Annotated in this window: 27 protein-coding genes; 12 read left to right on the top strand and 15 right to left on the bottom strand. The window is 54.6% G+C overall.

Translation table 11 applies throughout. The features are described 5' to 3' along the window. The first annotated feature begins 7 nt into the window (after positions 1–7). The 5 genes from ACXUPB_RS07390 (at position 8) to hutC (ending at position 4,150) form a co-directional block, all read left to right on the top strand. Positions 8–667 carry an amino acid ABC transporter permease gene (locus ACXUPB_RS07390; RefSeq protein ID WP_144814498.1) on the top strand — a complete coding sequence of 220 codons (660 nt, stop codon included), beginning with the start codon at positions 8–10 and terminating at the stop codon, positions 665–667. Next, the gene (locus tag ACXUPB_RS07385) at positions 664–1,326 is read left to right on the top strand and encodes an amino acid ABC transporter permease (RefSeq protein ID WP_179915470.1); all 663 of its coding nucleotides are present in this window, start codon (positions 664–666) and stop codon (positions 1,324–1,326) included. Before ACXUPB_RS07390 ends, ACXUPB_RS07385 begins: the two co-directional genes overlap by 4 nt. A 13-nt stretch (positions 1,327–1,339) precedes the next feature. Continuing rightward, the gene (locus ACXUPB_RS07380) at positions 1,340–2,206 is read left to right on the top strand and encodes an amino acid ABC transporter ATP-binding protein (RefSeq protein ID WP_246361749.1); all 867 of its coding nucleotides are present in this window, start codon (positions 1,340–1,342) and stop codon (positions 2,204–2,206) included. Then, positions 2,206–3,324 carry a histidinol-phosphate transaminase gene (gene hisC, locus ACXUPB_RS07375; protein ID WP_179915471.1) on the top strand — a complete coding sequence of 373 codons (1,119 nt, stop codon included), beginning with the start codon at positions 2,206–2,208 and terminating at the stop codon, positions 3,322–3,324. The genes ACXUPB_RS07380 and hisC overlap by 1 nt, the downstream gene beginning before the upstream one ends. 70 nt (positions 3,325–3,394) lie before the next feature. Continuing rightward, the gene (gene hutC, locus ACXUPB_RS07370; RefSeq protein ID WP_179915472.1) at positions 3,395–4,150 is read left to right on the top strand and encodes a histidine utilization repressor; all 756 of its coding nucleotides are present in this window, start codon (positions 3,395–3,397) and stop codon (positions 4,148–4,150) included. A gap of 69 nt (positions 4,151–4,219) precedes the next feature. On the opposite strand, the gene ACXUPB_RS07365 is transcribed toward hutC, so the two are convergent. Beyond that, the gene (locus tag ACXUPB_RS07365; protein ID WP_179915473.1) at positions 4,220–4,537 is read right to left on the bottom strand and encodes a c-type cytochrome; all 318 of its coding nucleotides are present in this window, start codon (positions 4,535–4,537) and stop codon (positions 4,220–4,222) included. A gap of 99 nt (positions 4,538–4,636) precedes the next feature. Continuing rightward, positions 4,637–5,914 carry a PQQ-dependent sugar dehydrogenase gene (locus ACXUPB_RS07360; RefSeq protein WP_179915474.1) on the bottom strand — a complete coding sequence of 426 codons (1,278 nt, stop codon included), beginning with the start codon at positions 5,912–5,914 and terminating at the stop codon, positions 4,637–4,639. A gap of 272 nt (positions 5,915–6,186) precedes the next feature. Between ACXUPB_RS07360 and ACXUPB_RS07355 the strand changes: the two genes are divergently transcribed. From ACXUPB_RS07355 to ACXUPB_RS07340, 4 genes are read left to right on the top strand one after another with little or no spacing between them, the layout of a single operon-like run. After that, entirely contained in the window at positions 6,187–7,080 is an 894-nt protein-coding gene (locus tag ACXUPB_RS07355; RefSeq protein ID WP_179915475.1) for a beta-keto acid cleavage family enzyme, read from the top strand. Next, a complete protein-coding gene (locus tag ACXUPB_RS07350; RefSeq protein ID WP_179915476.1) occupies positions 7,077–8,030 on the top strand; it encodes an L-carnitine dehydrogenase in 954 nt (317 codons plus the stop codon). Before ACXUPB_RS07355 ends, ACXUPB_RS07350 begins: the two co-directional genes overlap by 4 nt. Continuing rightward, complete coding sequence (locus ACXUPB_RS07345) at positions 8,030–8,485, top strand: thioesterase family protein (RefSeq protein WP_281662174.1); 456 nt, start codon at positions 8,030–8,032, stop codon at positions 8,483–8,485. Before ACXUPB_RS07350 ends, ACXUPB_RS07345 begins: the two co-directional genes overlap by 1 nt. Positions 8,486–8,499: 14 nt before the next feature. After that, positions 8,500–9,318 carry an alpha/beta hydrolase gene (locus ACXUPB_RS07340; protein ID WP_281662173.1) on the top strand — a complete coding sequence of 273 codons (819 nt, stop codon included), beginning with the start codon at positions 8,500–8,502 and terminating at the stop codon, positions 9,316–9,318. A gap of 71 nt (positions 9,319–9,389) precedes the next feature. On the opposite strand, the gene ACXUPB_RS07335 is transcribed toward ACXUPB_RS07340, so the two are convergent. Continuing rightward, positions 9,390–10,346, bottom strand: coding sequence for an ABC transporter substrate-binding protein (locus ACXUPB_RS07335; protein ID WP_045812140.1), 957 nt, complete (start codon positions 10,344–10,346; stop codon positions 9,390–9,392). A 105-nt stretch (positions 10,347–10,451) separates the two neighbouring features. Continuing rightward, positions 10,452–11,420 (bottom strand): GlxA family transcriptional regulator, encoded by a 969-nt coding sequence (locus ACXUPB_RS07330; protein WP_179915479.1) that lies wholly within the window; start codon positions 11,418–11,420, stop codon positions 10,452–10,454. 185 nt (positions 11,421–11,605) lie between these two features. Between ACXUPB_RS07330 and ACXUPB_RS07325 the strand changes: the two genes are divergently transcribed. Beyond that, positions 11,606–11,923, top strand: a complete 318-nt coding sequence (locus ACXUPB_RS07325; RefSeq protein ID WP_179915480.1) for a hypothetical protein — start codon at positions 11,606–11,608, stop codon at positions 11,921–11,923. Between the two features lie 46 nt (positions 11,924–11,969). Here the strand turns inward: ACXUPB_RS07325 and ACXUPB_RS07320 are convergent, their stop codons facing one another. Together ACXUPB_RS07320 and ACXUPB_RS07315 are read right to left on the bottom strand one after the other, a co-directional pair. Continuing rightward, positions 11,970–12,230 carry a putative hemolysin gene (locus tag ACXUPB_RS07320; RefSeq protein WP_179915481.1) on the bottom strand — a complete coding sequence of 87 codons (261 nt, stop codon included), beginning with the start codon at positions 12,228–12,230 and terminating at the stop codon, positions 11,970–11,972. Between the two features lie 198 nt (positions 12,231–12,428). Beyond that, entirely contained in the window at positions 12,429–12,617 is a 189-nt protein-coding gene (locus ACXUPB_RS07315; RefSeq protein ID WP_179915482.1) for a hypothetical protein, read from the bottom strand. Positions 12,618–13,227: 610 nt separating this feature from the next. Here ACXUPB_RS07315 and ACXUPB_RS07310 point away from each other — a divergent pair. Then, positions 13,228–13,551, top strand: a complete 324-nt coding sequence (locus ACXUPB_RS07310) for a CAP domain-containing protein (RefSeq protein WP_472956056.1) — start codon at positions 13,228–13,230, stop codon at positions 13,549–13,551. Positions 13,552–13,566: 15 nt separating this feature from the next. Here ACXUPB_RS07310 and ACXUPB_RS07305 read toward each other — a convergent pair whose 3' ends face one another. Together ACXUPB_RS07305 and ACXUPB_RS07300 are read right to left on the bottom strand one after the other, a co-directional pair. Next, positions 13,567–14,055 carry a CreA family protein gene (locus ACXUPB_RS07305; RefSeq protein ID WP_472956053.1) on the bottom strand — a complete coding sequence of 163 codons (489 nt, stop codon included), beginning with the start codon at positions 14,053–14,055 and terminating at the stop codon, positions 13,567–13,569. A gap of 189 nt (positions 14,056–14,244) precedes the next feature. Continuing rightward, positions 14,245–14,346, bottom strand: a complete 102-nt coding sequence (locus tag ACXUPB_RS07300) for a 3-keto-5-aminohexanoate cleavage protein (RefSeq protein ID WP_235272397.1) — start codon at positions 14,344–14,346, stop codon at positions 14,245–14,247. Between the two features lie 394 nt (positions 14,347–14,740). Here ACXUPB_RS07300 and ACXUPB_RS07295 point away from each other — a divergent pair, with 394 nt between their 5' ends. Further along, positions 14,741–15,544: an SDR family NAD(P)-dependent oxidoreductase gene (locus ACXUPB_RS07295; protein ID WP_179915484.1), complete on the top strand. Its 804-nt coding sequence runs from the start codon at positions 14,741–14,743 to the stop codon at positions 15,542–15,544. A 73-nt stretch (positions 15,545–15,617) separates the two neighbouring features. Here ACXUPB_RS07295 and ACXUPB_RS07290 read toward each other — a convergent pair whose 3' ends face one another. From ACXUPB_RS07290 to ACXUPB_RS07260, 7 genes are all read right to left on the bottom strand, one after another. Continuing rightward, a complete protein-coding gene (locus ACXUPB_RS07290) occupies positions 15,618–17,399 on the bottom strand; it encodes an ABC transporter substrate-binding protein (RefSeq protein ID WP_472956050.1) in 1,782 nt (593 codons plus the stop codon). A 113-nt stretch (positions 17,400–17,512) separates the two neighbouring features. Beyond that, positions 17,513–18,250, bottom strand: coding sequence for a sulfite exporter TauE/SafE family protein (locus ACXUPB_RS07285; RefSeq protein ID WP_179915486.1), 738 nt, complete (start codon positions 18,248–18,250; stop codon positions 17,513–17,515). A 123-nt stretch (positions 18,251–18,373) separates the two neighbouring features. After that, positions 18,374–18,964 carry a malonic semialdehyde reductase gene (locus tag ACXUPB_RS07280; protein WP_179915487.1) on the bottom strand — a complete coding sequence of 197 codons (591 nt, stop codon included), beginning with the start codon at positions 18,962–18,964 and terminating at the stop codon, positions 18,374–18,376. Positions 18,965–19,023: 59 nt separating this feature from the next. Beyond that, on the bottom strand, positions 19,024–19,887 hold the full coding sequence (locus ACXUPB_RS07275; protein WP_035566727.1) for an intradiol ring-cleavage dioxygenase: 864 nt from the start codon (positions 19,885–19,887) through the stop codon (positions 19,024–19,026). A 1-nt stretch (position 19,888) separates the two neighbouring features. Beyond that, a complete protein-coding gene (locus ACXUPB_RS07270; RefSeq protein ID WP_045812141.1) occupies positions 19,889–20,827 on the bottom strand; it encodes an NAD(P)-dependent oxidoreductase in 939 nt (312 codons plus the stop codon). Next, the gene (locus ACXUPB_RS07265) at positions 20,824–22,209 is read right to left on the bottom strand and encodes an amidohydrolase family protein (RefSeq protein WP_035566728.1); all 1,386 of its coding nucleotides are present in this window, start codon (positions 22,207–22,209) and stop codon (positions 20,824–20,826) included. The genes ACXUPB_RS07270 and ACXUPB_RS07265 overlap by 4 nt, the downstream gene beginning before the upstream one ends. Beyond that, positions 22,206–23,285, bottom strand: coding sequence for a maleylacetate reductase (locus tag ACXUPB_RS07260; RefSeq protein ID WP_035566731.1), 1,080 nt, complete (start codon positions 23,283–23,285; stop codon positions 22,206–22,208). Before ACXUPB_RS07260 ends, ACXUPB_RS07265 begins: the two co-directional genes overlap by 4 nt. Between the last annotated feature and the right edge of the window lie 25 nt (positions 23,286–23,310).

The raw sequence follows: 23,310 nt of genomic DNA, 5'->3' as shown, positions 1-23,310 counted from the left end.
ATTGCCAATGTTTGACTGGCCAACCTTTCTTTTCAGCCTTCCGTTGCTTGGCAAGGCACTGCTTATCACGCTACAGACGTCGTTGCTGGGTAATGCCTTTGGCTTTGTCATTGCGATACTTATTTCCAGCATGCAGCTGGCAAAAATGCCACTACTACGGCGCCTCGGTGGCAGCTATATCTTTATCTTTCGGGGTGTACCGCTGCTCGTGCAGCTATTGGTCATCTACTACTTGGCGCCTATGTTTGGCCTACCCAACCTTTCCCCAATGGTTGCCGCGGTGATGGCGCTCTCGCTCTGCTCAGGCGCCTATATCGCAGAAATATTACGCGGTGGCCTGATGGCAATCCCCTCAGGGCAGAGTGAAGCGGCACATCTACTAGGCATGAGCCGTCCGGCTATTTTGCTGCGTATTGAGCTGCCCCAAGCGGTTCAAAGCACCCTCCCTTCACTGGTCAACGAGCTGGTATTGCTGATTAAGGCCTCAGCGTTAGTGTCGGTGGTCGGCCTGGCGGACCTTACCCGGGTGGCCCAGAACCTCGCCTCGTCAGACTACTTATTCTTCCAGCATTACCTGGTGCTAGCGGGGATCTACTGCCTGATTAACATACCGCTGACCATGTTCGGGCGCCGACTTGAGCGTCATTTAGAGAGGAGTCTGGCGTGACTTTCGATCTATCCATTATCACTGCCAATGCCGGAGCAATCTGGAACGCATTTTTAGTCACCATTTATACCTGGTTGGCAGGTAGCGTGCTGGGCCTTATGGCGGGATTACTGATTGCTGCGCTGATGCTCTTTGGTGGGCGGCCATTACAGCTGTTACTAAGAGTATTCATTGAGCTGGTACGCGGCACCCCCTTTCTGGTGATCCTGTTCCTGGTCTACTACGGCGGCCCCTCATTTGGCCTGCGGCTCGGCGCGATGACGGCTGGGGTGCTCTGCATCGCCTTCTATAGCAGTGTCTATTTTGCGGAAATTTTTCGTAGCGGTTTTGCCGCGGTGCCACGTGGGCAGCTGGAAGCAGGCGAGTGCCTGGGGCTTGGCCGCCTTCAGCTACTGTGGCGCGTACAACTACCGCAGATGCTCGTCCTTATCCTGCCAGCAATCTTCAATATGCTGACCATTCTGTGCAAGGAAACCGCCGTACTGTCGATTATCACTGTGCCGGAGCTAACCGCGGTGCTCACCGGTATTGGCACCCGCACCTTTACCTTTATTGAAACGTTATTAGTGCTCTGCATCGCCTATCTATTACTGATCGAGATCACCTCACGCGCAGGCAGGTGGCTTGAGCACCGCGTCGGCATCTACTTGCAGCGCTGAACAGGAGCTAGCTATGTCGCTTTCCCTATCCCCCACTAACGCTATCTCAGCAGTCCCGGCTGAGAACTCGAAGATAGCGCCAATCATCCATCTTTCAGCCGTCGGCAAGCGCTTCGGCAAAAATCAAGTGCTCGCCAATATTGACCTAGACGTACACCACTCTGAGGTGGTCTGTTTGATCGGCCCCTCAGGTTCCGGCAAAAGCACCCTACTGCGCTGCATGGCGTTCCTTGAGGAGTATGACGACGGCGAAATTCATATTGAGGGGCGTTTGCTGGGCTGGGAGATTGATGATCGGGGACACCGTAAACACGCGGGGCGCAACCGTCTTAACCAGGCTCGACGCAATCTAGGCATCGTCTTTCAGCAGTTCAATCTATGGCCTCATATGACTGCGCTGGGCAATGTCACGGAAGCGTTAGTGAGGGTAAGGCGCTTACCGCGACAGGAGGCTGAAAAAAAGGCGATGAAGGCGTTAGACAAAGTTGGCCTCAGTGAAAAAGCAAAGGAGTACCCCGCACGCCTTTCCGGTGGCCAACAGCAACGCGTGGCGATCGCCCGGGCGCTGGCGATGGAACCCAAAATCATGCTGTTTGATGAACCCACTTCGGCCCTCGACCCGGAACTGGTGGGTGAAGTGCTGGCCGTGATGAAGCAGCTCGCCCAGGAAGGCATGACCATGGTGGTGGTGACCCACGAGATGGGCTTTGCGGCCCAAGTTGCCGACAGCGTCGTTTTCCTGGATCAAGGCAGCATCGTTACCCGCGGCACCCCCAATGAAGTATTTCGTGATACCAACCATCCACGTCTACGCCAGTTCCTACAGAACTACCTTGACCGCAACGCCTTTTGGCATACGACCCCGGAGAAAACGAGCTGATGCCCAACCTCGACCCGACCCATCTGGCGCGCCGGGAAGTTCGCGAACTCAAGGGTTACAACGCCGGACTCTCAAGCGAGCAGGTCAGCAAGCGCTTCGGCGTAACACGTATCACCAAACTGGGTAGCAACGAAAACCCTCACGGCCCCTCTCCACAAGTAGCCGCTGCGCTCTCTAAAGCCTTGATGGATAGCGGCCTGTATCCCGATGCATCCTGCACTCTGTTACGTGGAGCGCTCGCGGGGCAACTGGATATAGCCCCTGAACGGCTGGTATTTGGCAATGGCTCTGAGGATCTGATTGCGATTTTGTGCCGGGTATTTCTCGACCACGGCGACAGCCTGGTGACGATCACCCCCGCCTTTGGCCTGCATACACTCTACCCGCACTCGCTAGGGGCCCATATCCACTCGGTGCCATTGCTTGATGGGGGGCGTTTCGATATCGATGGGCTGCTGGAGGCACTGGTCGAGCCGCCACGCGTGCTGATGTTCTCGTCGCCCTCCAATCCGGCTGGCAGCGCTTTATCCGCCGCTCAGCTTGATCAATTGCTTAATGCGCTCACCCCCTCCACCCTGCTGGTCTTCGACGAAGCTTATTATGAATACGCCAAAACGAGCCCCGATTACCCAGACGTGCTGGCCCAGCTGGCTCACCAGCAAAGTCCCTGGATCGTACTGCGCACCTTCTCAAAAGCCTACGCACTCGCTGGTTTGCGGATTGGTTATGGCATTGTTAGCAGCCCCGCCCTTGCCGACTTAATCGACCGCCTGCGTACGCCATTCAACGTCAACCGCCTCGCGCAAGTGGCGGCGGTGGCAGCACTCCAGGACACGACGCACCTTGAAACAAGCCTTGAGCTGACAACGAGCGAGCGCAGTCGCGTGGCGCAAGCACTGAAGGATATGGGGCTAACAGTGGTACCGTCACTGGCTAATTTTCTGTTCTTCGAAACGACCCAGCCATCAGAGCAGGTGCATGAGGCGCTTCTGGCTCACGGAGTGATCGTTAAACCTTGGCTAGAGCCTGGATACACCCATTGGGTACGTGTTTCGATCGGCAGCCGAGAGGAGAACGACCAGTTCTTGGCCGCGCTAGCGGCTTCAATGCCACACTAACCTAGCCCTAGCTGATTGCCTTATTATGACGACATTAGCGACTAGCTCTAAGTCATCACTGGAGTAGTGGATGAAAAAATCCGGCACCGATAGCGTCACCGCACCAAAAGCACTTTATTTACAGGCCAAACAGTTTGTATTGGAACGCGCCGCCTCAGGTTTTTGGAAACCTGGCGACATGATTCCATCTGAAAATCAATTAGTTAATGAGCTCGGCATGTCACGTATGACGATAAACCGGGCGCTGAGGGAACTGACTAACGAGGGTTTCTTAGAACGTACCAGCGGTGTAGGTACCTTTATTGCTGAGCGCAAGCCACACTCCAATTTATTGCAGATAGCCAATATTGCTGACGAAATAGCCTCCCGTGGCCATCGTTACCATTGCGAAGTACTTGAACTTGGTCGTGTGGCCGCACCGTTCTCCATTGCTTCAGCGCTTGAGCTGACCACCGGTAGCTCGGTCTATCATCTGCGCTGTGTTCACTACGAGGAAGAGCTCGCTGTACAGCTTGAGGACCGCTACGTTTCGCCTGCCATGGCCCCGGATTTTATTCACCAGCAATTTGATGACACATTGCAGCCTTCACGCTACTTATTGAACACCATCCCCGTAGACGAAATAGAACATATCGTCGATGCGCTATTGCCCTCGGAAGAAGATTCCAAAGCGCTAGATATTGATGTCAACGAGCCCTGTTTAGCACTTATGCGCCGCACCTGGAGTGCTTCACATGTCGTCACCTACGTTAAATTTCTCCATCCCTCAATGCGCTATCGTCTGGGTAGCCGATTCTCTGTCGATGCCAGTTCCCGAGCGGGCTGACCCTGTACCCGATGAGTTACACCATGAATACACAAATCAAACCTAGAAGCTGATGTACAAAGCAGAGAGTCACTCGGCACTCTCTGTGATAAAAGCGGCAAGATTAGCAATATCATCATCCGATAAACCGGTGGCGTTGGGGATCATCAGAAAGGAGTTTGAACCCACCTTCTCACCAGCCCGGTATGTTTCAAGGCGGGAGGTAATGTACTCCGCGTCCCGTCCGCTAAGCGATGGAAAGCTCGCCATTCCTTGTGCATTTGGGCCGTGACACTGAGCGCAAGCGTCCTTGTAGAGTGCTTCTCCAGCCGACTTATCTACCGCTTGCAGAGTAGCTGACCCCATCGTCAGCGCCGTCGCAATAACGAACAACAGTGATACCTTCATAGTGGCCTTTTCCCAGCAGAGTGGTCTTGATCAAAAAGCTTAAGACGGCTTGAAGAGATCGCAGCCGCACTGGCATACGCTAGGGCGGCTGCCAGTCGCTTATTCGGGAGTGATGCGGTAAATGCTTCCTTCATCAACCGCCGTATAAAGATCACCCTCCGGGCCCAGTACCAATGAACGGAAGCGAGCAGCTCCCATGGGTACCGGCATTTCGGCAACGTCATTGACCGAAAGACCATCTTCGGCGATATCAATCAGGTTAATGCGCTGCCCCACCGGCGTACCGCCGAAACCGATGCCCATAAAACCAACAACCAGACGGCCGTCCCAATCGCCCCACTGCTCGCCGACTAGAAACTCGGCAGACGAGATTCCCTGAGAAAGCCCATCGTTTTTCCAGGCAGGCTGCATAGCGTCCGGGTAGGTTTCGGTGTCGGTCACCGGCATATAGGCCGCCCGCTCTTTTGGATCCATCCCCTCGGTCTGATTGGGCTCATAACCACAGTAATCGTCCGGGCAATCACCACGGCCCGCCATGTTGGGTTTCGGATCCCAGCCACTGTTGCCACCATTGACCAGTGCATTGATCTCATCCGAATGCCAGGGGCCGTGCTCCGTCACGATGGGTTGGCCAGTCGTAGGGTGGAAAGTGATGCCCTGTACGTTGCGGTGACCATAGGTATAGATGCGAGGATCAAAGCCCTCAGGCGGTTTGTTACCCTCGGCAGCCTCGCCATCCCGGTCAATACGTAGCACCTTGCCACCAAGCAGCTCTGGTGACTGCGGAATCTCACTATTATGGTTGTCGCCCGTGGTTACATAGAGGTAGCCATCCTCTGGGCTGAAGCGAATACGGCCACCATTATGAGCCCCCGCGTCGCCGAACGGATGGTCGGTGGCAGCGGGCTTGTAGGGAATGTCCTCGACAATATCAGTGCGATCCGACACGTCATTAAAATCGCTATTTACCGTCATGCGCAGTACACGGTTAGTACGTGGTTCGGACATGTTGGAGGCTGAGTAGACGTAGACTGTGCGATTTTCTTCAAAATCAGGATCGATCGCCACACCATTCATCCCCGCCTGTCCTTCACAGACAAGATCATCGGCGGTGGTGGCATAGTCATCCGTACCTTCCATCCCCAGCAGGTGCTCTACTTCACCATCGGGGAGCCGTACCGAAAGTCCAAGACAGCGTTCGGTGTAAAACATCGTCCCATCAGGCAGAAAGGCCATATCCCAAGGGTTCTCAAGACCGGATAACACCTCAGACTGGCTGAGTTCAGGCTCATTGGCAGTAGCAACGGCGGGTAAGCCTATGATCACCGCAGAGGCGATGGCCGCACATAGCGGCCGCATAACGAGTTTATGGGACATGGCAGGCACTCCTTCCAGACGTTGTTTGTAATTGTTATCAACACTGCACGCGCTTATTGAGTTTAGGTCGCCAATCAGGGCGGTCAATACTCTTTGTCAATAATTGCTTGTCTAAAATTTTCCTACACGCAGCATCACGGCGGGTAACGATGAGTAATAAGCGCACAGCTAAAAATGCCTGTTACGTATATTGAATGTCGCTTTTCGACAACTCTTTATGGCTCAGCGCGACACACTAGTCAGCGAATAAACTGCTGAGTAGAGAGCACGCCATGAATCGCAATGTCATTCTCACCTGTGCCGTTACCGGCGCAGGCGACACCACCGCCAAGAATCCCAACGTACCCGTGACACCCAAGGCCATCGCGGCGTCCTGCATCGAAGCCGCCCGCGCCGGCGCCAGCATCGCGCATATTCACGTTCGCGACCCGGAGACCGGCGGCATCAGCCACTCTTCTGAGCAGTTCCGCGAAGTAATGGAGCGCGTACGTGAAGCGGATGTGGATATCGTCATGAACATCACCGCTGGCGGCGGCGGCGATTGGATACCCGATGCCACAGACCCAACTCGAGGCGGCCCCGGCACCGATATTCAAACGCCCGCCGAGCGTCACGCCCCAGTCGGCGAACTACTCCCCGAGCTGTGCACGCTGGACTGCGGCAGCCTCAATTTTGGCGATATGGTGTACGTCAACCCGGCTGATTGGTTGCGCGAACACGCCCGCCTCGTTCAAGCCGCAGGCGTTAAGCCCGAGCTGGAGTGCTTTGACCTGGGCCACGTGTGGTTTGCCCGCCAGCTTCAGCAAGAGGGGCTGATCGACGGCGACCCGCTTTATCAGCTCTGCCTGGGTATTCCCTGGGGCGCCGAAGCGGACACCGAAACCATGCTGGCCATGCGCAACAAATTACCCACCAACGCTAACTGGGCCGCCTTTGGTATCGGTCGCCATCAAATGCCCATGGTTGCCCAAGCCGTGCTGCTGGGTGGCCACGCTCGGGTTGGCTTGGAAGATAACCTGTTTTTAGAGAAAGGCGTGCTGGCTAACAACGGCCAACTGGTCGAGAAAGCGTCGACCATTATTGAAAACCTCGGCGCCCGAGTAATGACACCGGCAGAAACCCGCGCCCATTTGAAGTTACGCAACCCGTCAGGAGATGTTGTATGAGCCGCTTAGCCGTGATTGGTACTGGCGTGATTGGCAACGGTTGGATTGCCCGCGCCCTCGCCCAAGGGTGGGACGTCGTCGCCTTCGACCCGGATCCCAACGCGCCAGCGCGCACGCAATCGTTTATCGACAATGCCTGGGCTTCGTTAACCCAGCTTGGCCTTGCGCCCGATGCTAGCCCTGAGCGGTTAACCTTTGCGACCACGATCGAAGAGGCCGTAAACGGCGTTGACCTGATTCAGGAGAACGTGCCCGAGCGTCTACCGCTAAAGCAAGAAATTTTAGCTGCTATCGATGCCGCTGCCGCACCGGACGTCATCATCGGCTCGTCGACTTCCGGCTTCAAACCCACCGACCTGCAACAGCAGTGCCAACAAGCCCCTGGGCGCGTGATCGTCGCCCACCCCTTCAACCCGGTGTATTTACTGCCACTGGTGGAGCTTGTTGGCGGTGAGGCCACCCAGCCCGCCCAGATCGCCAGCGCTCAAGGGTTATATCAGTCGCTCGCCATGCGGCCGCTAGTGGTGCGCCGTGAAATTGAAGGGCATATCGCCGACCGCTTGATGGAGGCGCTGTGGCGGGAAGCCTTGCACTTGGTCAACGATGGCGTGGCCACCACCGAAGAGATCGACGCGGCGGTGGTTTACGGCTGCGGGCTACGCTGGCCTTTGATGGGCACCTTTTTAACCTTCCACTTGGCGGGCGGCGAGCCTGGCATGCGCCATATGCTGGAGCAGTTTGGCCCCGCGTTAAAACTCCCCTGGACCAAGCTGGAAGCGCCAGAACTCACCGACGAGCTCATCGACAAAGTGGTCGAAGGCTGTGAGCATCAGGCCGCGGGGCGTTCAGTGGCCACGCTGGACCGGCGCCGGGATGACTTTTTAGTCGAGCTGCTGGAAGTAGTGCAGAAATACTGGCCGGAAGCCGAAGGTTTAAAGGGACGCATTTGATGATTATCCATGAAACCCACGTCGCCCCCGAGTGGGTCGACTACAACGGTCACATGAACGACGCGGAGTACGCCCGCGTCTTTTCCCAGGCCTGCGAAGCGCTGATTGACCAGATAGGCTTAGACGAAGCGGGCCGTGAGCACTATGGCTTCACGATCTATACGCTGGAAACTCATCTCTGCTATCGCCGCGAGGCGCACCAAGGCCAGCCGCTCACTATTGATCTCACGCTGCTCGATAGCGATGCCAAACGTCTGCACGTGTTTTTCGCCATGTTCGATGACGAAGGCAACCTGCTGGCGACCAGCGAACAAATGTTGATGGGCATGAAACAAGCGTCAGGACGACCAAGCCCGTTTCCAGAACCGGTCGCGAATCGCGTAGCTGCGCTGCCAAAGGCAAATGGCGATGCCTGGCCGGAGCTTGCTGGCCGCACCATCGGTATTCGACGCTAAGGGAGACTTCAAAGATGAACGTAGACGCCTTTATTCAGCGCTTTAGCGCAGGGCTGGCCGTGATGGAGGAGCTTCCCCTGCCTCAAGCGCGGCGCGCCTACGATAAGCTTTGCCGCACCTTCACCCCACCCGACCCGGCGGGAATGCGGATCGACAATAGCGTTTATGATGGTATTAGCCTGCGCCGCTTTATCCCCCAGCGGCGAACGCCAGGCTGCGTGCTGTTTATCCATGGCGGCGGTTTTACGATCGGCTCAGTGGAGAGCCACCACGGCCCCGCCGCCAGCTTGGCCCAACTGCTCGAGCGTGAAGTGGTAAGCGTTAACTATCGGCTGGCACCAGAGGTAGATTACCCCACCATGTTGGCAGACTGCCGTAAGGTATTAGAAGCGGTTCATCCGGTCGCGCTGGTGGGTGATAGCGCGGGCGGGCGATTGGCTATCGACCTTGCCCATCAGCATAGTGACGCACCGCCGCTTGGCTTGATCTACCCACCGGTCGGCGAGCTATCGCCTGAATGCCTTGGGGAGGATGCACCCCTGCTGTCACGCAGCGACGTGCTCAGTATTCGTCAACAGTGCCCTGAGATTATCGCCACCCAGAGGGATCAAAGCGCTCCTGCTAGCAGCATCGAAGTGCTTACAGTGGAGCACGACCCGTTAACAAGGCCTGTCGAAACGACGGGGGCGCAATGGCAAAAAGCGGGGGCATCCATTGGCTATCGCTGCGCGCCGAAGATGGTGCATGGCGCGCTTCACGCCCACGCCCAGTTACCCGACATGAGTGCCGCTTGGCAGGACTTTTGCCACACATTAAAACGGCGCCTTAATTAATAAGGCGCCGTTTCGTCGTTCAGTTCGTAAAAAATGTGCTTTTAAGAGTCGAGCTATTAAGAATCAAGCTATTAAGAGTCAAATTGGGCCCGCACTTGCTCAATAGCGGATTCGCCATCGCGGGTTTCAACGCCGTCTAACCATTCGGCAACGGTATCCAGGTTGTTGCCAATCCACTCGTTCGCCACTTCATCTGCCGGGCGCTCTTCGTAGCTGTACTCGTGCACCCACTCGTTCTGGTCTTCAATATCGATCACGTATTGCGATAGGAAGCGGTGAACCTGCGGGGCCTCTTCGGCGAGACTGGCGGGGGTAATGGTCCACACCGTGCTTTCAATGGTCGCCACGCCCGCATCATCGCTGTCGGCTAAATAGGCCAAATCGAAGCTCACGTTCATCCAGTGAGGCTCCCAGCCGACGAATGTCACCCACTCTTCGTCGGCCATTTTTTGCTCAGCCTGGGCCAGCATTGCTGAGGTCGAGCTTTCGCGCAGTTCCCAATCGCCTAGACCTGCAAGGTCGTTATCGATGGCGTTGAGAATCGCATCGTTAATGCCAGTACCCGCTTCAATGCCCTGGATTTCGCCATCAAAGCGATCATGGTGCTCAGCCAATTCAGCGACCGTGGTCACGCCGGCATCGTAAACATACTGGGGAACCACCAGCCCAGAATTGGCCCCGCTGATATTGGAAACCACCTTCTCGACTTTGCCATCCGCTACCAGCGGCTCGACCATATCAGTCTGTACCGGGTACCAGCCACCTAGATAGATTTCCAGGTCATTACGCGACAAGCCTTCCAAAATAACGCTGACTGCTAAATCTTGCTGGCGGGTTTCGTAGCCCATGGTCTCCAGCAATTGGGCAGCGATTTCTGATTTTACCGTGACCCCAGGCCATGGCGGCACGCCAAAACGTAGCTCATCAAGCTCTGCCATGGCGGGCGTGGCAGCAAAGGCAGCGAATAAAAAGCCCGCTTTTAGCGATAGTGACTTGGTGGTGGTAGCGCTAGGAGTGATAGACATCATATGGCTAAACCTCTTATTAGTTGGGTTTAGTTAGTATGCGCGGCTGCCTCCCCACTACTAGGCGATAAGCGACGCTTACCAGCCACTACACGACACTACCAAACCTTAAACACTTTTCTCCCGCACCTGCCGCGGCGAATAGCCGTAATGCGCACGAAAAGCACGCGCAAAGCTGGAAGACGAGCTAAAGCCGCAGGCTAATCCCACCGCCAACACTGCTAAATCGGTCTCCGCTAACAGCCGCCGGGCGCGCTTGATGCGAAGCTGCAAGTACCACTGCCGCGGGGTCTCGTTAAGCTCCTGCTCGAATAAGCGCTGAAGTTGGCGAACCGATACCTCTACCCGGCTCGCGACCTCTTCAAGCGGAAGCGGCTCTTCAAGGTTCTGCTCCATCAGGGCCACCGCTTCGACCACGCGGCGGTTATGGGTGCCTAGGCGTTTCACCAGCGCCATGCGCTGCTGGTCGCTGCGAGTACGGATTCGGTCATGGATGAGCTGCTCAGACACATCGATGGCCAGCTTCGCGCCATGCCGCCGCGCAATCACCTCCAACGCCATATCCATGGCTGCCGCCCCGCCCGCGCAGGAGAAACGCCGCTCCCCCAGCTCATACAGCTCATCCGTGGTCTCAATGCCCGGAAAGCGCTCACGAAAAGCGGGCAGACTCTCCCAGTGCAGCGCCACCCGCTCGTGTTTTAGCAACCCGGTGGCCGCGAGCAAAAATGCCCCGGTATCAATACCGCCCAAGCAGCAGCCCGCCTGATCCAACTGATGAAGCCAGGCCATTAATGGTCGAGTGAGATGGGCTTCCGGCGTAAACCCACTGCATACCGCCAGCGAAGGCAAGTGATGGACATCCGCCGTTGCTTGATCCGCCATCAGGGTCATGCCGTTAGACGCCGTCACCGGCCCGCCATCAGCGCTTATCAACGTCCAGTCGAACAGCGGGCGATGGGCAATGCGATTGGCGATTCTCAGTGGCTCTACCGCCGCAAAGAAGGCCATCATCGAATACTGCGGCAGTAGCAAAAACCCTACCATTTCAGGCAACGGGCCCTGGTAATTCAAACGCATCACAATACCTAAGGTTGTTACGTTTTTTAAACCGACACTAGCCTAGCGTGTTACACCCTCCAGGTCGCCAGCCTGCTAGAAAATATGCACGCGGCGCAAACCAACAACCGAGTTGACGTTGACCAAGGCCATCAGTACTAATACTTCCGCCACAAGCTGTGGTGCACATGGTGGAAGCACGGCATATGAACATCACACATTTGGAGCACATCATAATCGCCCTGATCATCCAGCTATCACTGTTACCGTTCGCTTCAGCTCGCGTGGCGGGTGTTATACCGGTGGCGATACTGCTTGGCCGCGAGATCGCACAGCACGAATACAGGCTAGGCATCCAGCGTGGTTGGGAATGGGGCGAAACGCTACCGGTCGGTATGTTTGAGGGTGTCTGGCGTGGGTGGACGTTAGACTCAGTGCTTGATGTGCTGCTGCCAGCACTGGCGTGTGGGCTGCTAGCGGTTATGGTTGGCTTTAAGAAAAAGCATACAACCAAAAGCAGCTAGGCCCTTTACATCCAGTGACTGACCTCAGCGGCATCAAAGGTGGCAGCTAGTCATTATCGAGATGCTCGGTACGATATAGCTTCCACTCATTTTCGACCCGGCCATCAGGCAAGCGGCAGTAGCGGCCAGTGCCTAGGCTGCTTTCGCGAATTTCATTCTCCCCGCCGAGGCTCCGACAATATTCAGCGGCATATGACGTCATCTGATTTTCAGAAACCGGGCCTACTCCGCTATTAGCACAACCGACCAACAGCACTACTGCTGGAATCGTTAAACTGCGATAGACGCGAGCGACATTTCCTAACATTGCGGTTTCCCTGCGTAGCATGCCATTTATCCATTACCCTACATACTCGTAGAACAAAGCGAATTCGCCAATCCCTAAACATCACCTTACGGGCTTGCTACCCGCACTGAAAGCGAGCAATCCGCCCATGAAACTTGCCTTTATTCCGCACTACCTGTTGGGGGCTACTCTACTTGAGTACCTCCCATTAAGTCTTGTTCACCTATGGAAAATTAGATCTGCCGAATCATGGGCCGGCTGAATTTTAATGACCAAGTGATCTGATGAAGGCTGAGTAATGACTGCCTCATAAGTATCAGGGTGATGGTCTACGTAACGCTGAAAGCGCTCCATTAAATTGACCAGGTCATCGGCTAGCGCTTGTTTTTGTAAAGGTGTTAGAGACATCGAGAATATCCTTATGGCCATGAGTGAGTTTTGCCATGCAGACGCAATCCCACTGTTTTTTAATGATATTTGGACATGCGCACATGGACAGGCCCCCATCCTACGTATGCTGCGCGCACTCATTATAATACGTAACAATAAGTAACCAATAAGTAATCAATACATCACGAATGTAACATAATGCTTACATTTGATGGTAAAACTGATCTGACAGCTGGCCTCGCCACGAACTTGCTCCAACGTAGAGTGTTAATAACCCTCCAAAAAATATTGACCTACCGACAACACCGACAAAAATATATTAAAAACAATTACTTAAAAAATTAAGATAAAATAAAAGGCTATTAGCCAATCTAATAAACAATGGCTTATCTATGAAATAGTTATAGCAATGGGGCTAGCTTATAAGTGGGTACCTAAAAAATAATCACGTACTCACCTCTATAGGCTCATCGCAAGCGTTGAACCTCCTCACAAAAGTAATCAAGCTTAAAATACGCACTGAGACTAAGTATATTTCATCCACTGCCAATTAAGTAAGCAATGGGATGGGTTCCTCCCCATTGCTTACCGACACGGCGACCAACGGTTTGAGGCCGTGGAAGCGTTAGTGTGGAGCTGCAAGCTGGAAGCAGCGGCCGAGAGCCACTCCCAGGACATGGCCGCAAATGACTACTTTAGCCACACTGGCCCTAATGGTGCAGGTATCGAGCAGCGTGTGGATAATCAGGATTACGTGTGGCAAGCCGTGGGTGAGAATATCGCCGCTGGCCACACCTCGGTTTCCGCCATGGTGGGAGGCTGGCTTGAGAGCCCCGGCCACTGCCGCCACATCATGAATGACACCTTTACCGAGATGGGCATGGCGAAAGCCGAGGATTCAGAATCGCGCTATTCAACCTACTGGACGCAAACACTCGGCAATCGTCGCTAAGCGCCCACGAATCACTTACTGGTCGCCCCCTACCGCACCATAGTTGACGGCGGTAATCGCATTTTTAGGCGAGCCATCTACCAGCTTGGTACTGTAAGTCAGATACACAAAGGTCTGGGTTTCAGCATCATGCATGCGAACGACGCGCATATTTTTGAAAAGCGCCGAGCGACGCTGAGTAAAAATTACCTCTTGCTCCTCTACTTCAGCAAGGTCGAAGATGATCTCGCCTGTCTGCCGACAGGCCACGCTCGCCTCACTGGCCTCCTCAGCAAGCCCCACCGCACCGGTGATCCCGCCAATCTGTGAGTAGGAGAGATAACAGGAGATACCCTGAACGTCCGGGTCATCGAAGCGCTCCACTTCAATGGTGTTGTTCGGGCCCAGCAGCTTGAACTCGGTACGCACGCTGCCAATATGGGCATCCTGAGCCAACAGCGCGGGCGGCAGCAGCGCAAACATAGCAATGAGCGACGTGAAGGCAACGCGTTTTGGGAAAAACATGGATAACTTCCTTGGCAATAGTCAGCCGCGTGGGGGCAATCGAAGAGAGCATCATTACTCAATCAGGGGGAGACGTCGGACCAAATTTATGTCTTCAGATAACCTCTAAGAGCAGTCTATAAAATAGTACCAGAACGTCCTTGTAATGTTACAAAGATGAGTCAATATTGACGACAATGCCCTGCCATGTTACCGGCAGGTTGCATCATTCGTAATCGGCACGGCAGGATTGTTCTCTTTGCGCGGCAGGCTGCCGGTGATAGCGACACAAATAATACAGGGCTGAGACATAAACACTCTCTTTGTTCTTATTGCGAATAAATAGGCTTGAAGTTTTTAGCATCAAACCCACTTTCAGGAACTTTCACTGGGCGAGAACCTGAAAATAATAAAACGCTGTTATTTAAACTAAAGCGATAAAGCTGATATTAAACACTAGCTATATCCCCTCTCATAACGCAGTGCCCGTAGAAAAGTCCAATCTGGTCATATTAACGACTGACCAACCTGTCATTGCCTGTGTGACATACCGAGAATATGCCATCACAAGGTTATAAATTTGTCATTAGCAATGCAGGATAAACGACGGATGCCCTTGTTAACGCAGACTCCCTACGTCCAACAACAAAGACTATTTATCTTGGTGGCGGAGAGAGACCCACAATAAGATTTCTAAGGTGACCTCATGGACAACACTCGACTCAAAGGTAAAAACTGCTTAATTACAGGCGCCGCACGTGGCATGGGCGCCGCCGTTGCCGAACACTATGCGGCTCAAGGCGCCAAGGTGTGCGTAGCAGATATCAATATTGAAGGGTGCGAGGAAGTCGCTGCGCGCATCAAAGCAAACGGCGGCGACGCCATTGCGGTCAAACTCAACGTTACCGACCGTGCCGAAGTGCAGGCCGCGGTTAAAGCAACGGTTGATGCCTTTGGTAGCTTGAACGTGATGGTCAATAATGCGGGTATTAACAAGCCATTAATGTTCCTGGATATTACCGAGGAAAACTGGCATCAGATCATGGATGTTAACGCGTTAGGGTGCCTACTCGGCATGCAGGAAGCCGCTAAGCAGATGATCAATCAAGGCAAAGATAACGGGCCTTACAAAATCATTAACGTTGGCTCAATTCTATCGCGTCAGGCTTTTGATGACGTGGTGCCTTATTCGTGTAGCAAGCACGCCGTGCTCGCCATGATTAATGGTGGCGCTAAGGCCTTGGTGGATCACAATATTACCGTTAATGGCTATGGCCCTGGCGTCGTACGTACTGAGCTTTGGGAGCAGCTCGACAAAGACTTGGTCAGCATCGGCAAGTTCGCTAAGCAGGGGCAGTCGATGGATGAGCTGGCGGAGAAGATGATACTTATGAAGCGTTACTCCTACCCTGAAGATGTGGTCGGCACCGCGTCTTTCTTGGCCAGCGCAGAATCCGATTATATGACGGGCCAGCTGCTGATGATCGATGGCGGCATGATCATGCAGTAACCGGCACTCCCCGTCCCCATGCCTGACTCTCAGGCATGGGGTTATGCCACACTCCTTACTATTCGCGCCTCACTCAATAATGCCCCTTGGCTCGCATCACTTTGTCCGCCCGTTCCTGGGCGATCGACAAGGCTTTCTTAATCGAACGCCTACCATCTAGTACCTCGAATATCTCATTGCCTGCAATACTAATTAGGTCGGTAATTCCCGGCACGGGTGGGCGTGGCCAAGCCTGTAAAATATCCTTTTGTGCCATATCGTCGACAATTTTTATGAGGGGTGACAATGCAGAGACTTCAGGATCTTGGCTAACACTGAAACGGGGCGTCACTAGGCTGCCATTCATAATGTAGAGTTTGGACATGTTTGCAGATGTCAGATGCCGTAAAGCCGTCCACACTGCCTCAACCCGCTCTGGTGCTAAGTTGGCCGGAATGGCGAGGGCATAACCTCCTATTGGGGTTATGGCACGGCCATGATTTCCAACAGGATGGGGAAGATAGCGAGTATTGCCATAAGCAGGTGAGTGCCGATTCAACTCAAACAGCGGGGCGAGTAGCGTGTAGCAGTAGGCCATACTGGTTTCACCCGATGCATACGACTGCGCACGCTCGTACCAAGACATACTGAGGATATTAGGCGGTGAATATTTCAGTATATCCAGCATATATTCGCAGGCCCTATAAGCGGCATCTGATTGAAACATAGGACGTAGCTGCTCGCCTCTGGCTTGCTGAAAGTCATAACCTCCTTGACAACTCGATAGATTAAGGAGCGGCTGACCGAACTTCGCCATAAGAAAACTAAAGGTATGCCCGAGTGGCGTGCCTCTCGCTGCATTCCAAGCAATGCCGTAACGTCCTTTGGCAGGCTTATGTAGCTGTCTAGCGACTTTGACAAGCGCTTCTGTTGTGGTTGGAGGCGTCAACTGCAACGCCTCGAAAACATCCTGACGATAGCAGAGCAGTTCTGGTGTTGTTTGAACGGGTATACCGTACTGACTGCCCGCATACCCTGAGCTCTGTATAGCCATTGGATGAAAATCAGAAAGATCATAATCGTCGCGTTTAATTAATGCATCAAGTGGCATCAGAACACCATCCGCCGCCAACTCACCAAACCAGGGTAAGTCACAGGCCACTACGTCATAGCGCGACTTGGCTAAACGAGCATTGTCTAGAATCTCATCTAACAGATTATCGATTGACCTTGCCTTGTTACGTATTTCCAGCCCAAAGATCGACTCCAACTGACGTTTAAGATTGTGCATGGCCATGAACGTTGGGTCAGCATGCGCTAACACACGTAATCCACCCTTAAGTTCAAGCCGCGCAGACAGCACTGCCGGGGTCGATATCACCCGCTCAGATGACGACATCCCCAGAAAGATCTTACTGGCTGAATCTGATGTTGGGTCTATACCGAACAACGGGCCGAGGAGCCCTTTAATACGCTCGGCGTAGCTTTCCCACTCCTGGATCATTTGAGGGGAAGGATGCAACGAAACCGTCTTACCCGACTTAGTTCGTGGCCGTGAGATAAGCAAACCGCGCTGCATGATACTCTCGATGCCGCGCTTTGCCGTACCATAGGTGAGGCCAGACGCATCGGCAAGAGACGTGGGGGTGGTTAACCTACCCGCAAGGTGGTTACGCATGACGTGCAGCAACATACGCATCTCTCGATAGCCAAGCGCCATAGAGAGCGAACTTTCAGTTTCATCTTCAAATTTTTCAATGAAGTCGATAAATCGTGCGAACTCTGTATTCGAGATTTTGGAGGAGGGCATTTGCGATAACTTATCGTAAGGCCCTTCTGGGTTTGTTTCGTTTATCTCAGCACGACCTTCTTTCATGACAACTCCAACACATCACCAAACCATCAGGCCGCCAACGTGGTGGTAAACACTTTTTGCGATGGGGCTGCTATTAAAAAAAGAACAGTTATGAAAAAGTTTACCATTAAGTGTCAGCCTATACCGTCCATAATTAAGCGGATACCCAGCAGAATAAGCAGGCAAAGAATCACCCGGAAAAACAGCTCGCCATTGATGCGTTTTTGAATAACCAGCCCCAACCGAACCCCCAGCCATGCAACAGGCATCAGCAACATCGCTATGGTCAGGTTATCAAGGTTAACCAAGCCCAGCAGGGTGTAGGGAACCAGCTTCACCAGGTTAGTAATGGCCAGAAAAACCACTGCCGTCCCCAGGAATTGCTGTTTTGTCAGCTGGCATTGCAGCAGGTAAAAATTCAGCGGTGGGCCGCCCGCATGGGCAATAAAACTGGTAAATCCTGCAATGCCACCACACAGGCGCCCTACCCAGCCAGGCATTAATTTGCCACGGAGCGGTTTGAATAACCCCCACAGGCCAAACAGTACCGAAAACACCCCCAACAGCAATGTCAGCAGCGCTTCATCAAACCAGCCATAGGTGAAGTAACCCACCACCACCCCTAGCACCGCGGGCGGAAACATAAGCCACAATAGACGGCCTACCCGCTGGTGCCACCACGCCTTGAGACTAAACACATCCATTACAATCAGTAGCGGCAGCATCACCGCGACAGCGAACGTCGGGCTTGCCTTTAACGAGATTAACGGCACGGCCACCACCCCTACCCCACCGGCAAATCCTGACTTGGAAATACCAGTCAGCAGCACAGCCACTACCATTAACGCCACGAATACCCAGTCAACAACCATCTCAACGCCTCATTAGTTTTGCGCCGAGGCTCCCCTTGCTGCGATGCAAGCGAAAAAGGGGGCCATGACAGTCACGGCCCCCTTACGTTTAGGCATACCAGCAAGCGTTAGCCATAAAGTTTGTTACATCACTTTGCACACTTCATCAAAGGAGAAGCGGTCGCCACGAGGGAACAACGCGCTCGTATCGCCATAGCCTAAGTTACACAGAAAATTGCTCTTCACTTTGCCATCTGGGAAGAACGCTTCATCCACAGCCGCATTGTTGAAGCCAGACATAGGGCCAGCGTCCAACCCTAGCGCGCGAGCCGCTAAAATGAGATAGCCGCCTTGAATGGAGCTATTACGAAATGCAGTGGAATGAATAAAGTCCGGTTTGCCTTCGAACAGCGATTTTGCGTCTTTGTTATGGGCGAACATGCGCGGCAGATGCTCATAGAACTCTGTGTCGAAACCAAGCACGGCGACCACCGGTGCCTTCATGGTTTTTTCCTGATTGCCTGGCATCAGAGCGGGTTTCAGGCGCTCTTTGGCCTCATCTGTGGTCAGGAACAGAATCCGCGCTGGCTGGCAATTCATCGAGGTGGGGCCGAAATGCATTAGGTTATACAGCTCGCGCAGCGTTTCCTCGCTAACGTCACGATCCTGCCAAACGTTGTGGGTACGTGCTTCAGTAAATAGCGTTGCGATAGCGGTTTGATCGATCGTGGTCATGTCGTTTCCTCTTTCGGTTTAACCAGCTCAGTTCGAGCCGGACGTTCAGGTTGAGACGCTCAGGCCGTCTTTAAGCCGAAGTCGTAATGAAAATAGCGGTAAGGCGTTTCTATCTGCCGACCATCGGGCGCTTGCCCTGCTGGCTGCTGAGCAAACGTCTTCACCAGTGAATCCTTCACACCAAATACCGCATCCGAATCAAGGTAGGGGTCGTCTTCGGCGAAGATTTGGGTGACCAAGGTTTCGTACCCCGGCGCCATCAGCATGAAATGCACATGCGCCGGGCGATAAGGATGCCGCCCGGTAATGTCGAGCATTTTGCCGACTGGCCCGTCTGTTGGGATCGGATAAGGCGAAGGGGTGACGGTCCAGAAGGCGTAACCGCCTTGGCTATCGGTATGGAAGCGAGCACGCAATGAAGCGCTTTCAAGCTCAGGCTTTTGCACGTCGTAAAAACCTTCACTGTCCGACTGCCATACATCAATAGTGACATTTGCCAATGGCTTACCCTGGGCATCGTGCACGCGGCCTTCAACGAATAGCGGCTCGCCTTCAACCCCCCAATTAATGGCATCACCCTGATTCGCTTGGGGAGGGTCCGCCACATAAAAAGGCCCCAATACGGTACTTTCGGTAATGTTCGGGTCACTGTTTGAGTGGTTGATGGCGTCCACCAACATGGTCACACCAAGGGTGTCAGAAAGCAGAATGAACTCTTGGCGTTCGTCATCGCACATTTGCCCCGTGCGGGTCAGAAACTCAATCGCCTGGGTCCACTCTTGCTCTGTGGGTTGTACTTCACGCAGATAAGCGTGCAGGTGTTTGACCAAACCATTAAGCAGCGTCTTTAGCCGTGCGTCTTCACAGCTAGAGAACTCTTCAATTACCGCCGCGGTGATATTGTCGGTCGTCAGGTTGCGCATCTTATTGCCCCCTATGCGGTGCGGGTGTCGGCTCACCGAGCCCCGAAAGTCGCTCGGTGTGGTGTACGGTAGCGATATAGTCATCATCGCCATGGCCGGTGGCGATAAGCGCGGTATAGGCTTCGCGCATTTGGGCGGCCAGTGGCGTTGTGACCCCGGAGGTGTGGGCGCAATCAAGTATCAGATCGAGATCTTTGGCCATTTGGGCAGCGGAAAATGTCGAGGTGAAATCGCGCTGGGAAAGTGGCGGCACCTTGTACTTCACCATCGGTGAACCCACCGCGCTGTCGGAAATAAGCGTCAACATGGCGTCCCATTCAATGTTGCCTTTGCGCGCCAGGGTCAGCGCTTCACTCATCATTCCGGCACTGACGGCAATCATCAGGTTAATCGCCAGCTTGGCGACCCGAGCCTGCTCTTCATCGCCCAGCCAATATTGTGCTTTGGTAAAGGCTTCAAACACGGGTTTGGCGGATGCCAGTGCATCGCGGGGGCCAGATACCATCGCCGACAGCGTGCCTGCCTCAGCCGCCACGGGGTTCCCCGACACGGGGCTACGCAAATACGAGATGCCATGAGCCTTGGCCGCTTCGGCCACGCGGGCAGACGCTTCAACACTCACCGTACTGGTCTCGACCAAGATACTCCCGGGCATCATATGACGAACCAGCTCGCCCGCTTCAAGGCAAAGCGCGATTAAAGCGCGGTCGTCGGGAATCGAGACAAACACCAGATCACAATCAGCCACCGCACTGGCAAGCTGCTGATGGGGGGTGACTCCTAACGCTGCGGCCAACGCGAGGCGCTCGCTGGAAAGGTCAAAACCTTGTACCGCGGTTCCTGCCTGGATAATTCTGGCGGCCATGGGCAAGCCCAGCTTACCCAAGCCCACCCAAGCCACCTTAGGTGGCGAAGGGCGCGTGGTGGAAACGGTTGTCATTGGTTTGCCTCCTGTGTCGAGTGGGCTTCACGCGCCAGCAGTTCGGCGTGAATACGGTGGCCAGACTTAGCAAGCTCAGCGATACCTTGCTCGGTATTAATCAACAGGCGGCCGCTGCGCTTTTTGAACTGCCCGGCCACCATGACGCTGTCGATGTTAGCTAGGCTTGTCTGCATCACCACCGTAGAAACTGGGTCATTGACCGGCTGCATATTGAGCTTGTTGCTGTCGATCAGCACCAAGTCGGCCTGCTTGCCTGGCGTAAGGCTGCCAATGCGGGCATCGAGTCCAAGAGCTTTCGCCCCATCCAGCGTGATCCAGCCAAGCGCTTCTCGGGTAGTAATAGTCGAGGTGTCCGGTATCTTGCCTTGCTCCCGACGTGAAGCATCGTTATCCAGGGAACGCTGCATCCCCAGTGCGGCACGGGCAACACTGAACATGTCACCCGAAAGTACAGACTCAAGATCAACCCCCAGAGACACCACCCCGCCGTGCTGGCGTACCAGCCCAGTGACTGGAAAGCCGTGGCCTTGGGTCATCTCGTTTTCCGGTGCAATCGAGAACGTCACACCACTGGCGCAGAACCGTGACATCTGGCCGTCATCCAGGCTTTGGCCATGCACAATGTTGATATCGGGCCCCAGCAAACCACGGCTTTCAACTTCATCCCAGGCGCCCGGCGCTACCGCCGCGCCCCCGCCCTGATGCATCGAAGCCACAAGGCCAAACTCTTTCGCCAGGGCAAAGTCTTTCAAGGTAACGTCAAGGGTTGAATAGTGAGGGCCAAGGATGGCCATGCCTAAAGTGACAAGCCCCTTTGGATTCGCCAGCTCACCCTTTAACAGCCGTTTTATTTCATGGCGTGGGTGGGGGATCTCACTAAAATGCGGCTGGCCAGGCTGTGGGTCCGGTTTCGGTGAGCCGTGCATAAACAGCGCCCGTATTCCGGACTCTTTTAGCCCACTCACGGCAGCGTCTGTGTGGTCTGGGCTAGGGTTGTTATGACACCAGTCACCTAATGTGGTGGTGCCACAGTTAAGCTGATTAATCGCGCCCATACGGGTCGCAATATAAATGTCATTGGGCGTGAATAGCGCCGCCAGACCGCGGTGGACGTGGCGAAAATACTCAAGCAGCGTCCAGTTGGCGGCAACGCCACGCAGCCCGGTCTGCCAGGTATGCATATGCGCATTCACCAACCCAGGGATGAGAATACCGCCAGCACAGTCAATAACCTCTGCGCCCTGCGCCTTGGGGTCATCGACCAGGCCATGGCCCACGGCGGCAAGGCGATCATCTTCAACCAGCACCTGGCCGTTGCTTAACTCGCCCAACTGCGAGTCCATGGTAATCACGGTAGCGTTAATGAAGAGCACTTTCATTGCGCACCCCCAGGTTGAGCGTGAGGGCGACGGCCCGCCTGGGCATCGCTGAGTAACTGCTGAATGCCCGTGGCTTCTATTTCGCGCGGATTCCAATAGGGGTTCTGAGTAGCGATCTCTGTGGCGCGCTCAACATCGGCGGGGGTAAAGCCAAGTTCAGCAAGCCCACTGGGTGCGCCAACTGCACGGCCTAAGTCATAAAGCCCAGCGGCGGCGTCCGAACAGCCCAGCGCACGGCCAATGCGAGCCATTGCGTCAGGCACGGCAGGGGCGTTATAAGCCAGTGCATGGGGCAGCACAATGGTGTGCGTCTCCGCATGGGGTAAGTTAAAAGAGCCGCCCAAGGTATGGCACAGCTTATGGTGCAACGACATCCCCACCGAGCCAAGGCACGTTCCGCACAACCAAGCGCCATACAGCGCATCAGAGCGCGCTTCTACATTGCTGGGGTCGTTAGCAATCACGGGCAGGCTTCTCGCCAGCGCCGCGATCCCCTCCTCTGCCATTAGCGCGATTACTGGGTTGCAGTCACGGGCATATAGCGCCTCTACCGCATGAGCTATCGCGTTAATGCCGCTGGTTCCGGACATCTCAGCGGGTAGCGTCAAGGTGAGATCCACGTCATAGATGACGGTTTCCGGCAGTACATCTAAAGTGCGCTGCGTCGTCTTGATACCGTCGCGGGTCTCCCCCAGGATCGGGGTCATTTCTGAGCCTGCATAGGTGGTAGGAATGGCGATCTGCGGCAAGCCGGTGCGCAGCGCGATCGCCTTGCCCAAACCAATCGTCGAGCCACCGCCAATGGCAATAGTGCAATCCACGTTCAGCTCTTTCACTACCTGCAAGGCATTGTCGGTCACGTCGACTGGCGTGTGCATGGCGGCGTCCGCGTAAACGCCTATGCCCTTCTCACCCAACTGCGCTAGTACGCGGCTTGCCTGCTCGTGCTGTTGAGGCGTGGCCAACACCAGGGCGCGTGAACAGCCTAGATGGTCAAGCTCTTCACTTAGACGCGACAAGGTTCCTCGGCCAAACACCACGCGGGATGGCAGGCCATCATAAACAAAGGGTTGCATAAAACATTCCTTATACGTTTGAAGT

This window comes from Vreelandella sp. DA03-1M (assembly GCF_055725665.1).
The sequence above is the reverse complement of the archived record's forward strand: the minus strand, read 5'-3'. Positions and strand labels throughout refer to the sequence as shown.